This is a genomic window from Nocardioides pollutisoli, from assembly GCF_040045055.1.
Classification (GTDB): domain Bacteria; phylum Actinomycetota; class Actinomycetes; order Propionibacteriales; family Nocardioidaceae; genus Nocardioides; species Nocardioides tweenelious.
Map to the genome: position 1 here is coordinate 327,497 of NZ_JBDZDU010000001.1, position 12,687 is coordinate 340,183.

Sequence of the window (12,687 nt, forward strand, 5' to 3'; positions counted from 1 at the left end):
GTTGACCGCCACCGGCCCCTCGCACGACACTCGACGTCGTGATGGGCAGCCCGTGAGCAGACTCGTGGCCGCCGCGTCGTGGTTCGCCCTCGTGACCGCGGCCGGGATCCTGGAGAACCGATCCGTCGTCGCGACCAGCCAGGCGAGCTCGGACCGGCTCGAGCTGCTGGCGTACGCCGTGCTCGCCGTGCTGGTCCTCGTGGTCGCGCCCCTGACCGCTGTCGTCGCCGCCGCCCGGCTCCGGCTCGCCGGCCGCTCGCGTCCCGGTCTGCGCGGCGCCCTGGTGCCCCTCCTGGCACTGCCGGTCGTCCCCCCGCTGGTGGCCCTGGCTGCCGTCACACCTCTGGCCGCGGCCCCGCTCTGGGCGCTGGGGTCCGTCGTCGTGCTCGTCGCCGTCGCGAAGCTCCTGACCTCGCCCGCGAGGTACGGCGTCGCAGCCGCCGTCGGGGTGTGCGTGGCGACGACCGCGATCGCGGCGTGGCCGGCGCTCACCTGGGTCGAGGACCAGGCCGACGTACGCCAGCAGCGCGCGTCGGACGATCAGCTCGTCGACGACTACCTGCACACGCTGAACACCTACGAGCACCCGATCTACACCTTCTCGGGCAACGTCGACCGTTTGCCCGAGATCGCCGCCGTCGAGTCCACCGTCGTCTCCGACATCGACCCGCGCACCTCCCTCGTCACGGCCCCCGCGGGAACCGAACCACCCTGCGAGGCCGGCACCGTGGACGTCCACGCGGTCCCGGTCCCGTCGGGGACCGACCCCGAGGACTACCTCGACGCCGTGACGACGACCTGCACCACGGTGACGGGCGGCGCCGTCCTCGCGGAGGAGACGACCGTCTTCGCCGACGGGCGGCCGACGTCGAGCCGCTACACCGTGGTCGTCCCGGAGCCCGACCAGACCGAGGTGATCATCAGGGTGGGCCCGGACGCGGTCGCCTACGCCGGTCCGGTGAAGGCCGCCGAGGACCTCGTGGGTCAGGTCGTCCTGCTGGACCCGAGCACCGTCAGCCGCGCCGACGTGAGGGACGGGTACGTCGCCTTCCAGCACTGACGCGCCCAGTCAGGTTGTCGACAGGTTGCGGCCCCTAGCGTCCGGACCATGACGCCACGAGTGTTCCGCGCGCCGAAGGTGCCCGAGGTCTTCCTGCTGTTCTGGATCATCAAGCTGCTCACCACCGGGATCGGTGAGGCCGGGGCGGACTTCATGGGCTCGGTCAGCATCCCGCTGGCCGGCATCGTCGGGGTCGGCGGCTTCTTCGTCGCCCTGTGGTTCCAGCTGAAGGCCGACGCCTACCACCCGGTCCGCTACTGGGTGACGGTGCTGATGGTGGCGCTCTTCGGGACGATGATCGCCGACGGTCCACACGTCGCGCTCGGGACGCCGTACTACGTCGACTCGATCATCTACTTCGCGTTGCTGTGCGGCCTGCTCACCTGGTGGCAGCGCAGCGAGGGCACGCTGTCCGTGCACTCGATCACGACGGCCCGGCGCGAGCGGTTCTACTGGGGCACGGTGCTGCTGACCTTCGGTCTCGGCACGGCCGTCGGTGACACCACCGCCATCAACATGGGACTCGGGTTCGCGTGGTCGATCGTCCTCTTCGGCGTGCTGATCCTGGTCCCGTTCGGACTGTGGCGACTCGGACTGAGCGCCACGGCGGCGTTCTGGGCGTCGTACGTCCTGACCCGACCGCTCGGCGCCTCGGTGGCCGACTGGCTCGGCAAGCCGCCCTCGCAGGGAGGACTCGACTGGGGCGACGGCACGGTGACCGCTCTCGGCCTCGCCCTGTTCGCACTTCTGGTCGGCTACGTGACGATCACCCACAGCGACGTCGAAGGTGCCCACGTCCACCGTGACGCGGGTCCGCCCGTCGACCGGGAGCGGACCGAGGTCCTCGACTGACCGGCGCCCTCGCAGTCAGGTTGCCGGCAGGCACCGCTCCCTAGCGTCGTCACCATGACCCTGGCCGTCGGCGCGGATCCCCTGGGCGGCGCCGGGGCGTTCGCACGGCTCCGGGACGCGCGCTGGGCTCCGGTCGCCGCCGCCGTCGCGGTGTCGGCGGCGTTGCAGCTGGTGTGGGTGCACTTCCTCGCGACGTCGGGCGGTGACCTGGCCGCGCAGGACGCGTGGGCCGAGTTCGCCCACGCGCACCCGGGCAGCGCCTACGACCTGGCCTGGTACGGCGGCATGCACCCGGCCTCCTACAGCGCGATCTCGCCGTTCGTGATGGCCGGGCTCGGGGTGCGGACGACGATGATGCTCGCCACGACCACCGCGGCCGCGCTGCTCGCCTGGCTCCTGACCCTCCGGACTGCGCGGGGTGGGTCGCGGTTCGTCCCGGTCGTCGTGGGTGCCGCCGCCCTGATGGGCAACGCGGTGTCGGGCCGGGTGACCTTCGCGCTCGGCACGACGGTCGCGCTGGCCGCGGTGTGCATGGTCGTGGTGCGACCCGGCGGCATGCCCCGGCTGGCGCGCGGTTGCCTGGTGGCCGCGCTCGCGGCGACGGCCACCGCGTGCAGCCCGGTCGCCGGCCTCTTCCTCGGGGTGGTCGCCGCGGCCCTGTGGCTGGGCGGTCGCCGTCCTGCGGCGTACGCCGTCGGCGTACCGGCCGTGCTCGTGGTGGCCGCGTCCGCCTTCCTCTTCCCCTTCTCCGGCCAGCAACCGATGAGCTGGAGAGCGGCGGTGCTGCCGGCCGCGATGGCGGTCGCGGTCGTCCTGCTTGCGCCGCGCGGTTGGCGCGAGCTGCGTACCGGCTCCGCTGTCTACCTGCTGATGGTCGTCCTCGTCTGGCTGGTCCCGACGCCGATCGGCACCAACGTGACCCGGCTCGGCCTCCTCTTCGGCGGAGTCACACTGGTCCTGGTCGCGCTGCGCGGCCGGTGGCGCAGCTCGGTCGTCGCCCAGCGGCTCGGAGCACCAGTGGCGGCGGTGCTCCTGGGCGTCGCCCTGACGACGTCGGCTGCGTGGCAGGTGAGCATCGCGGCCCACGACGCGGTGCACAGCCGACCGGCCACGTCGCTGGACTCGGACGTCGCGCCGCTGGTCAGCGTGCTCCGTGCCGGCGGCGCCGGCCTCGGCCGGGTGGAGGTCGTTCCCACGCGGAGCCACCGTGAGGCCGCGGCACTGGCGCCGTACGTCGCTCTCGCGCGCGGCTGGAACCGGCAGGCCGACGTGGACCGCAACCAGGTCTTCTACGAACACGGCGCCCTGACCGCGACGACGTACCGGACCTGGTTGCACCGCTGGGCCGTGCGGTACGTCGTGGTCGCCACCACCTCGCAGCCCGACTACGGCGCGGCCGGCGAGTCACGGCTGGTGTCGGGAGGCCTCGACTATCTCGAGCAGGTGTGGTCGGACCCGAGCTGGACCGTCTACGCCGTCCGCCACCCGGCGCCCCTCGTCCGGCCGGCCGCGGCCGTGTCGGCCTTCGACTCCGACGAGCTGACGGTGGCCGTCCCGGCCGCCGGTCACTACGTCGTCAAGGTCGAGACGTCTCCCTGGCTGACCGTGACCGGCGCCGCCTGCCTCACCGACCTGGACACCGTGCACCCCGGGCGCAGCACGCGCGGCGACAACTGGGTCGTGCTGCAGGCCCCGAGCGCAGGCACCTACCGGATCGCCGCGCCCTACCAGGTCCCGCGCGGGACGAGGTGCGCCGGATGATCTCGACGAGACATCGGGAGGTCTTCACCTTCCTGGCCGTGGGCGGCGCCGGCTACGTCGTCGACGTCCTCGCGTTCAACTGGCTGCGGACCCTGCCCGTCCTCGCCGGCGTCGACCCCGCATTGTCGAAGGTGCTCGCGGTCGCGGCCGCGATGGTCGTGACCTACCTCGGCAACCGAATGCTGACCTGGCGCGACCAGCCGACCTCCGACAGCCGGCGCCAGGTCGCCCTCTTCGTGCTCTTCAACCTGGTCGGGCTCGGCATCTCGGTTCTGACCCTCGTCCTGACGCACGACGTCCTCGGGTGGACCAGCCGCCTGGTCGACAACCTCTCCGCCAACGTGGTCGGCCTCGCGCTCGGGACCCTCTTCCGCTACTGGTCCTACAAGCGCTTCGTGTTCGGCGCCGTCAGCGACGGGTCGGTGGAAGAGGCCGAGGCGTCCGCGGTCGGCGCCGGCTCCGGCTGACCGCGGGGTCAGACGTCCCGACGACGGAGCGCCACGCCCGCGCCCGCCAGACCCACGACCACCCAGGCCACCATCACGGCCAGCCCGGTCCAGGGCGAGAGCGCGTGCGGCGCGGCGAGGGTCGTCGAGAAGCTCTGACCGGCGCCGGTCGGGAGGTAGGCCGCGATGTAGGTGCCCCAGCTCGGGAAGACGAGCTCCAGCAGGATCGGCACGACCAGGATCACGGCCAGCGTCGCGACCAGGGCGCCGGGCGTGCTGCGGACGGTCCAGGCCAGGACGCTGCCCACGAGGCCGACGAGGGTCAGGTAGACACCGGTGCCGACGACGACGCGCAGGGTGCTGCCGTCGCTCAGGCTGTACGTCGGCCGGTGACCGGACAGCACGGCCTGGGCGACAAGGAAGGCCACCACCGAGGCCACGATCATCGAGGTGCCGACCACGACCGTGAAGACGACGGCCTTGGCGATCAGGACCGGGAGCCGCTTCGGCACGGCGGCGAAGGTCGCGCGGATCATGCCGGAGCTGTACTCCCCGCTGACCACCAGGACTCCGAGCGCGGCCATCAGCAGCTGGCCGAGGTAGTAGCCCTGCAGCGGCCCGGACGCGACGACGTCCTCCGGGTCCAACCCCGCCGGGTTGCGCGTGTTGAACGCGATGACGGCACCGAAGACCACCATCGCGGTCACCGCGGCGGCGAGGACGAGGACGGTGGAGCGCAGGCTCCAGAACTTCACCCACTCCGAGGCGATGACGCCGCGGAGGGTCACCGGCCCGTCGACCCGACCTGCGACGGGCTCCCTCAGCGGAGGGGTGGTCGGCTGCTCGATCCCGGTGGCGGTCATGAGACGAGCTCCTCGGTGGTGGGGCGGCCGTCGGTGTCCTGGTAGTCCAGGGAGTCGCGGGTCAGGGCGAGGTAGGCGTCCTCGAGAGAGCCCGCTCGCGGGGCGAGCTCCCACAGGGTGATGCCGGCTTGGGCGGCCAGCGTTCCCACCTCGCGGCTGGTGGTGCCCGTGACGGTCAGCGACCCGACCGGATCGTCGGGCTCGGCGCTGTTGACGGTGACGGTCGCACCCGCCCGTCCCAGCTGCTCGGCGAGGCGCTCGCCGTCCGGGGTGACGACGCGGATGGACTCCACCGCTGCCTCGCGGATGAAGTCGGCCATCGGCTGGTCCCGCAGCAGTCGACCCTTGCCGATGACGATCACGTGCTCGGCGGTCACCGCCATCTCGCTCATCAGGTGCGACGACAGGAACACGGTCCGGCCCTCGCCCGCCAACCGGGTGAGCAGGGCCCGGATCCATCGGATGCCGTCGAGGTCCAGCCCGTTGACCGGTTCGTCGAGGATGAGGGTGCGGGGGTCGCCGAGCAGCGCCGCGGCGACGCCGAGCCGCTGGCCCATGCCGAGGGAGAACCCACCCACCCGCTGGTGGGCCACGTCGGTGAGCCCGACCATGTCGAGGACCTGGTCGACGCGAGAGCGCTTGATCCCGCTCGTCAGGGCCAGGGACACCAGGTGGTTGCGCGCGCTCCTCCCCGGATGGATCGCCCGGGCCTCGAGCAGCGCGCCGACCTCGTTGAGCGGCGCCGCGTGCTCGGCGTACTGCTTGCCGTTGACGAGCACCGTCCCGGACGTCGGTCGGTCCAGGCCCATCATCATCCGCATCGTGGTGGACTTGCCGGCGCCGTTCGGGCCGAGGAAGCCCGTGACGACCCCGGGCTTGATGGTGAACGACAGGTCGTCGACCGCGAGCTTCTCGTCGTAGCGCTTCGTCAGCGTGCGTGCTTCGATCATGTCGAGCCACCTTCATCTAGTACGACACGTGCACAGTGCCCAGTCCGCGACCGTTCCACCGGCACGTCAGGTGCTCATCTGCGAGAGGTCCCACGGGCGGGTGGCCGCGAGGCGTCTGCCGGCGGCCCCGACGGGTCGGTCGGTGTCGCGGACACCAGGAGCCCGACGCCGAGGAGGATTCCGATCGCACCCAGCTGGCCGACCCCGACGAGCACGAGGACCGTGACCGCCACCATGACCGGCACCCGCAGCAGGTCGCGCGGGTCCTTCATCTGCGTGGCGACCAGGAAACCGGCCACCGCCCCCAGCAACGTGAGGAGGCAGAGCGGGAGCAGGTGGGACTGCAGCACGGCCGCAGCGACCAGCACACTGGCCAGCACCGCCGTCGTCGCCCGGGACATGGACCGACAGTGACGGACCGAACCTGCAACCGACCTGATCGGTGACCGACGGCCCGCCGGTCACGCGCGGGGCAAGGTCAGGATGAAGGTCGCACCGGTGTCGGCCTCGCCCACGCGCACCGTCCCACCCATCGACCGGGCGACCCGCTGGGCGATCCCCAGCCCGAGGCCGGTGCCTCCGCGGGAGGAGATCCCGACCTCGAAGAGCTTGTCCCGCTCCCCCGCGTCGATGCCCGGACCGTCGTCCTGGACGGAGATCTCGACAGCTCGCGGCGCGTCGACGGCGGTGAGGGTGACCGTGGTGCGCGCGTGGGCGACCGCGTTGTCGACCACCGGCGCGAGCGCACGCAGCACCAGCTCGCGCGGCCCGGCGACCCGTGCGGTCGATCCCGTGGTCGCGTCGACGAACGTCAGGCCCGTCGGCACCATCACCCGGACGCCGTCGACGACGTCCGCGACGACGGAGGTCGAGGCCGTGCCAGCGGCGGCGTGGTCGCGGGCGACGTCGACGAGGGTGGTGATGACGTCCGACATGGCGCGCGCCGAGGTCGCGATCTGCTCGAGCTCGGCCCGCGCTTCGTCGTCGTCGACGCCACGGAGCAGGGCCAGGTCGGCACTGCCCTGGATGGCGGTGAGCGGCGTGCGCAGCTCGTGGGCGAGCTCGGAGGTGAGTCGCTGCTCCGAGCGGATCGCCATCGAGACCCGGTCGAGGAGCCCGTCGAGGGTGTCGCCGAGCTGGGCCAGCTCGTTGTCGGGCCCGTCGAGCTCGAAGCGGTGGGTGAGGTCGTGCTCGCTCCAGTCGGTGGCGCGCTTGGCCATCTGCGCCACGGGCGCGAGGGCCTGGGTGGTGACCCGGCTCGCGATCGCCGCGGAGATCCCGATCACGAGCAGGCCGATGCCGATCGTGGCGGCCAGCGCATACATCTCCGAGCGCTCGTACGGCGTCGTCTCCTGGCTCACGACCACGACCCCGGACTGGCCGGCCTGCGTGGTGAAAGGCACCGCGCGCAGCCGCAGCTGGTCGCCGGCGTTGACGTTGCGGATGGTGGAGGTGCTCGCCAGGTCGTCGGCCTTGTCACGGGCGTCGTGCTCGATGGTCCCGGCGACGAGGTCTCCCTGGTCGTCGTAGACGCGCACGCCCGGGTCCAGCAGGTCGTCGGGGACCGAGACCTGGGTGCTGCCAGCCGTGGAGTTGGCCTCGACGACGGCGATCACCGCGTCCGCGCGGTCCTCGAGGACGCGGTCGATGTCGCGCTGAGCCGTGTAGCCCAGCAGCACCTGCACGCCGACACCGACGCAGAGCATGACCGCGGTCATCAGCAGGACCGTGGACACCACGATCTGGCCGCGGAACGACCTGGGTGCCCACCGGCGCAGCCGTCCCCGGAGGCCGAACGGGCGGGCGCTCCAGGCCTGGTCGCTCACTTGACGGTGAACCCGACTCCGCGGACGGTGTGGAGCCGCACCGGCGAGTCCACCTCCGCGAGCTTGGCGCGGATGCGGCGTACGTAGGAGTCCACGGTGTTCTCGTTGACGATCGCGCCGTCGGGCCAGGCGGCCGCGACGACGGCCCGGCGGCGTACGACCTCGCCGGGACGGGAGGTGATCGCGGCGAGCATCCGGAACTCCGTCGGGGTCAGCAGCGCCTCGCGGCCCTCGCACACGATCGCGTGCCGGGCGGGGTCGAGCAGCAGGTCGTCGGGCGCCCCGGCGACGACGAGCCGGCCGCGCTTGGCGAGCGCCTCGACCCGCGCGATCAGCTCCTTCACATCGAAGGGCTTGGGCAGGTAGTCATCGGCGCCGGCGCTGAAGCCGGCGAGCCGTTCGTGGACGGCGCCGAGCGCGGTCAGGAAGATGACCGGAGCGGACTGGCCCGCCGAGCGCAGGGCGAGGCAGACGTCGCGGCCGTCGGCGTCGGGCAGCCCGATGTCGAGGATGATCACGTCGATCGCGTCGTTGGTGCCGAACAGGCTGAGCGCCTCGCGCCCGTCGTGGGCGGCGACGGCGTCGTGCCCGGCGTGCTGCAGTGCGGCGAGCACGATCCGCCGGATCGCCGGATCGTCCTCGCACAAACCGATGGTCGCCATGCGTCGATCCTCCCGCGCTCGACCTGCAAACTACCTGAAACCCCAGGGACGAGATCGTGGTCAGGTCGGTGGCAGGTGCCACGGCCGACCGTGGGGACATGACCGTCCTCGACCGCGTCGCGAGCACCGGGCCGGCGCCCCTCCGGACGGCCTGGCCCCGGGTGACGCTGCTCCTCGCGGTCGCCACCGCGCTGGTACGCCTCCCGTTCCTGGCCCTGCCGCTGTCGCCGGACGAGGGCGGCTACCTGCTCGTCGCGTCGCAGTGGTCGGCCGGCCCGTCGACGTACGGCGCCTACTTCGTCGACCGGCCACCGTTGCTGATGGGGCTCTTCGGGCTCGCCGACGCCACGGGCGGCGCAGTTCCTCTCCGCCTGCTCGGGATCCTCGCGGCGGTGACCGCGGTGCTGCTCGCCGGGCGGCTCGGCGGCTGGCTGCCCGCTGCGACCGCCGCGGTCTTCGTCTCGACACCGCTCTTCGACGCGATGCAGGTGGACGGGGAGCTGCTGGCGGTGCCGTTCGTCGTCGGCGGTCTGCTCGTGCTGGTGCGGTCACTGCGTGCGACCACCCCGCAGGCGGCGTACGCCGGGAGCGTGGGCGCGGGCGTCCTCGCGACGTGCGCGGCGCTGGTCAAGCAGAACGTCGTGGACGTCTTCGTGGTCGCGGCCGTCCTCCTCGTCACCCTGGCGCTCGGCGGTCAGTGGCGCTCCGCCGTACGACGGACCGTGGTGTTCGGTGCCGGAGCGCTCGGCGCCCTGGTCGTGGCCCTCCTGCCCTCGGCCGCGCGCGGCACCGGGCCGGCGTCCCTCTGGGACGCGCTGGTGACCTTCCGCGCCGAGGCGGCGGCGGTCATCCACGCGTCGGCCAACGTGGCGACGCCCGACCGCTTCCACACGTTGCTCATCGCCCTGGCGCTCAGCGGTGCGCCGGTCGTCGTCGCGGCCGCGCTGCTGGGCTTCCGACGGCCGGAGACCGGTCCGGACCTGCGCTGGGCGGCCCTCGCCCTCCTCGCGTGGGAGCTCGTCGGCGCGGCGCTCGGCGGGAGCTACTGGCGGCACTACCTGTTGGCCGTCGTCCCGGGACTGGTGCTGCTGATGGCCGCTGTCCGTCCGACGCGGGCGACCCGCGGGGCGCTGGCCGTGGCCGCGCTCAGCACGGCGGTCTCGCTGGTCGGGTTCGCCGCCGCTCCCCCGAGCGCGGGCGCCGACCAGGCCGTGTCGGCGTACCTCCGCGACCACGCGCGACCGACCGACACGGTGGTAGTCGCGTTCGGCCACCCCAACATCGTCCGCGACGCCGGGCTCACCTCGCCGTACGAGCACCTGTGGAGCCTGTCGGTGCGGGTCCGTGACCCCCAGCTGCACGACCTCGCCGACCTGCTGGCCTCGTCCGAGTCTCCGCGGTGGGTCGTCGTGGACGGCGCGTCACTGGCGACCTGGGGCGTCGACCCCACCGCGGCGCAGGTGGAGCTCGACCGCCGCTACACCGAGGTGACGGCCGATGGCGACTGGCATGTCTTCCAACGCAGGTGAACGAGGCGCCGGTGGCCCCGAACAATCAGGTTGCTGGCAGGACGACCGAGCGAGGGTTCCCACCATGGACCTGCAGGTGTCGGCGTGACCGGCGCGATCGACTCGCTGCTGACCTCCCTCGGGCCGCTCTCGGTGCTCATCGTGATGGCCATCGTCTTCGCGGAGACCGGTCTCCTGGCGGGGTTCTTCCTGCCTGGTGACTCGCTGCTCTTCACGGCGGGGCTGCTGGTGGCGCACGGGGTCATCGGGATGCCGATCGGGCTGGTCATCGTCGCCGCGGCGGCCGCTGCGTTCGCGGGCGACCAGCTGGGCTACCTGATCGGACGCCGGCTCGGACCGCGGCTGATGAGCCGGCCGCAGTCACGTCTGCTCGACCCGGCGCACCTCGAGCGCGCGTCCTCGTTCTTCGACCGACACGGCCCGCGCGCGGTGATCCTCGCCCGGTTCGTCCCCGTCGCCCGGACGTTCACCCCACCCGCAGCCGGCGCGGGCCGGATGCCCTACCGCCAGTTCGTCATCTACAACGCAATCGGGGCCGTCGCATGGTGCACGTCGATGCTGGGAGCCGGCTACCTGTTCGGCGGCATCCCCTTCGTCAACGCCCACATCGAGCTCATCACGCTGGTGATCGTCGTCCTCTCCCTGATCCCGGCGGGAGTCGCCGTGCTCCGGTCACGGCTCCGGACGAACCCACGACTGGCTCTGTGGCTCGTCGGCGCCGGTGTCGTCGCGTGCGCCCTGGCAACGGTCGCCCTGGCTGACGCGGCGCTCGAGCGCGACGGTGTCGCCGCCCACGACGCGTCGATCAGCGACACCGTGGTCGTCCACCGCAGCGACACCTTGACGCCGCTCGCCCGAGCCGCCAGCTGGGCTGGCGGCGAGGTGAGCGTCGCTCTCCTGTCGGTCGCCGTCATCGTGACGTTGCTGATCGCCCGACGGCGGCGCGAGGCCGTGGTCGTCGGCGTCGCGATGGCAGGCGCGGCCGTGCTCGTCGTCGGCATCAAGCACCTCGTCATGCGCGCCCGACCAGGACCGGCAGACCTCCTGGGGCCTGTCGACCACGGCTACTCCTTCCCGTCCGGGCACACGCTCTTCTCGGCGGTCTTCCTGGCCATGGTCGTGTGGCTGGTGCTGCCCCATCTCGCGCGCCACTGGCGCCCGTTCGTCGTCGGCACCGCGCTGGTGCTCGCAGCGGCCGTCGGTGCGAGCCGGGTCTACCTCGGCTACCACTGGCCGACCGACGTCCTCGCCTCGTGGCTCATCGCCACCGGCTGGCTCGGCCTGCTGTACGTCGCGCTGCACGTCGTCGACCGGGGCGACACCCGCCCGGAATCACTTCCAGGTTGTTGGCAGGCACGGCACGAGAACGTGGCCTCATGACCCAGCAATCCGCTCCCGCCCGCATCGGCGCTCGACAGATGCTCAACAAGGTCCCCGAGGTCACCATCTGGTTCTGGGTGATCAAGATCCTCTGCACGACCGTCGGTGAGAGCTTCGCCGACTGGATCAACATGACCCTCGGCGTCGGCCTCGTGAACACCGCGGTGCTGTTCACCGTCATCTTCGTGCTCGTCCTGGCGGTCCAGATGACGCTGCGGCAGTACGTGCCCGTCGCCTACTGGCTCACCGTCGTGGTCGTCAGCGTCACCGGCACGCTCTACACCGACATCCTGACCGACCAGATCGGCGTACCCCTCTGGATCAGCACCACGGTCTTCTCCGTGATCCTCGCGGCGGTCTTCGGGATCTGGTACGCCCGGGAGCGCACGCTGTCGATCCACTCCATCGTCACGGTGCCCCGCGAGGCGTTCTACTGGCTGGCGGTCCTGGTCACCTTCGCGCTCGGTACGGCGACCGGCGACTGGACCCTCGAGCTCACCGGCTGGGGACCCAGCAAGGCCGTCCTCCTGCCGCTCGCTCTCATCGCGATCGTGGCGCTGGCCTGGCGTCTCGGCGCCAACGCCGTCCTGACCTTCTGGCTCGCCTACATCCTGACGCGGCCGCTCGGCGCCAACATCGGCGACTGGCTGGCGACCCCGTCGAGCGAGAAGGGCATGGGCCTCGGGACGTTCGTCACCAGCATCATCTTCCTGGCCGCCATCCTGGTGACCGTCGTCTACCTGTCCATCTCGCGGGCCGACGTCATCGAGAAGCGGGACGCACCTGCCACCGACCGTTACTACCGGCCGGAGCGGCAGCGGGCCCTGCTGAGCGGCCTGGCCGTGGTGGCCCTGGCGACCGTCGGCCTGCTCGTGTGGGCGGACAACCAGCCGCACACGAGCTCGCTCGAGGCCGAGGGTCCTGCGCCGAGCTGCTCGGGGTCGCCGATCGGCCAGGCCGAGGCGACCCAGCGGGTCGCGTCGAAGTTCCCCGCGGACTCGGTGCAGAACTACCGCACCATCACGCAGGACACCCTGCAGCTCGTCGACTCGGGAGACCAGGCCGGCGCCGCGAAGCGGGTCACCGACCTGGAGACCGCCTGGGACGACGACCAGGCCGCGCTCCAGCCGACCGACTGCCAGACCTGGATCTTCGTCGACCAGCAGATCGACCCGGTGCTCACGGCCGTCCGCGCCTCCAACCCGGACACCGGCCAGGAGGACCAGGCGATCCACGCACTGCTGGCCACCCTCGGGTAGCAACGCACGCGCCGGACACTGTTTGACAGTCACTGTCACCTGTCTTCATGCTGTCGTCCCGGCCTCCGACGAGGTCGGGACGACAGCAGGGAGACCTCC

12 protein-coding genes are annotated in these 12,687 nt (G+C 72.1%); 7 read left to right on the forward strand and 5 right to left on the reverse strand.

What is annotated here, in order from left to right:
• Positions 1-52: 52 nt before the first annotated feature.
• The 4 genes from ABLE68_RS01560 to ABLE68_RS01575 are packed head-to-tail and all read left to right on the forward strand — an operon-like array spanning position 53 to position 4,140.
• The gene (locus ABLE68_RS01560; protein ID WP_348869335.1) at positions 53-1,060 is read left to right on the forward strand and encodes a hypothetical protein; all 1,008 of its coding nucleotides are present in this window, start codon (positions 53-55) and stop codon (positions 1,058-1,060) included.
• A 48-nt stretch (positions 1,061-1,108) separates the two neighbouring features.
• On the forward strand, positions 1,109-1,912 hold the full coding sequence (locus ABLE68_RS01565; protein WP_348869336.1) for a COG4705 family protein: 804 nt from the start codon (positions 1,109-1,111) through the stop codon (positions 1,910-1,912).
• 54 nt (positions 1,913-1,966) lie between these two features.
• Positions 1,967-3,673 (forward strand): MFS transporter, encoded by a 1,707-nt coding sequence (locus ABLE68_RS01570; RefSeq protein ID WP_348869338.1) that lies wholly within the window; start codon positions 1,967-1,969, stop codon positions 3,671-3,673.
• Entirely contained in the window at positions 3,670-4,140 is a 471-nt protein-coding gene (locus ABLE68_RS01575) for a GtrA family protein (RefSeq protein WP_348869340.1), read from the forward strand. The genes ABLE68_RS01570 and ABLE68_RS01575 overlap by 4 nt, the downstream gene beginning before the upstream one ends.
• 8 nt (positions 4,141-4,148) lie before the next feature.
• On the opposite strand, the gene ABLE68_RS01580 is transcribed toward ABLE68_RS01575, so the two are convergent.
• From ABLE68_RS01580 to ABLE68_RS01600, 5 genes are all read right to left on the reverse strand, one after another.
• Positions 4,149-4,982: an ABC-2 transporter permease gene (locus ABLE68_RS01580; protein ID WP_348869341.1), complete on the reverse strand. Its 834-nt coding sequence runs from the start codon at positions 4,980-4,982 to the stop codon at positions 4,149-4,151.
• The gene (locus ABLE68_RS01585; protein WP_348869342.1) at positions 4,979-5,932 is read right to left on the reverse strand and encodes an ABC transporter ATP-binding protein; all 954 of its coding nucleotides are present in this window, start codon (positions 5,930-5,932) and stop codon (positions 4,979-4,981) included. Before ABLE68_RS01585 ends, ABLE68_RS01580 begins: the two co-directional genes overlap by 4 nt.
• A gap of 74 nt (positions 5,933-6,006) precedes the next feature.
• The gene (locus tag ABLE68_RS01590; protein WP_348869344.1) at positions 6,007-6,333 is read right to left on the reverse strand and encodes a hypothetical protein; all 327 of its coding nucleotides are present in this window, start codon (positions 6,331-6,333) and stop codon (positions 6,007-6,009) included.
• A gap of 60 nt (positions 6,334-6,393) precedes the next feature.
• Positions 6,394-7,758 (reverse strand): sensor histidine kinase, encoded by a 1,365-nt coding sequence (locus ABLE68_RS01595; RefSeq protein ID WP_348869345.1) that lies wholly within the window; start codon positions 7,756-7,758, stop codon positions 6,394-6,396.
• Positions 7,755-8,420, reverse strand: a complete 666-nt coding sequence (locus ABLE68_RS01600) for a response regulator transcription factor (RefSeq protein ID WP_348869346.1) — start codon at positions 8,418-8,420, stop codon at positions 7,755-7,757. The genes ABLE68_RS01595 and ABLE68_RS01600 overlap by 4 nt, the downstream gene beginning before the upstream one ends.
• A 98-nt stretch (positions 8,421-8,518) precedes the next feature.
• On the opposite strand from ABLE68_RS01600, the gene ABLE68_RS01605 reads away from it, so the two are divergent.
• The 3 genes from ABLE68_RS01605 (at position 8,519) to ABLE68_RS01615 (ending at position 12,588) form a co-directional block, all read left to right on the forward strand.
• Positions 8,519-9,949, forward strand: coding sequence for a hypothetical protein (locus ABLE68_RS01605; protein WP_348869347.1), 1,431 nt, complete (start codon positions 8,519-8,521; stop codon positions 9,947-9,949).
• A gap of 84 nt (positions 9,950-10,033) precedes the next feature.
• The gene (locus ABLE68_RS01610) at positions 10,034-11,329 is read left to right on the forward strand and encodes a bifunctional DedA family/phosphatase PAP2 family protein (RefSeq protein WP_348869348.1); all 1,296 of its coding nucleotides are present in this window, start codon (positions 10,034-10,036) and stop codon (positions 11,327-11,329) included.
• Positions 11,326-12,588 carry a COG4705 family protein gene (locus tag ABLE68_RS01615; RefSeq protein ID WP_348869349.1) on the forward strand — a complete coding sequence of 421 codons (1,263 nt, stop codon included), beginning with the start codon at positions 11,326-11,328 and terminating at the stop codon, positions 12,586-12,588. Before ABLE68_RS01610 ends, ABLE68_RS01615 begins: the two co-directional genes overlap by 4 nt.
• Positions 12,589-12,687: the final 99 nt, after the last annotated feature.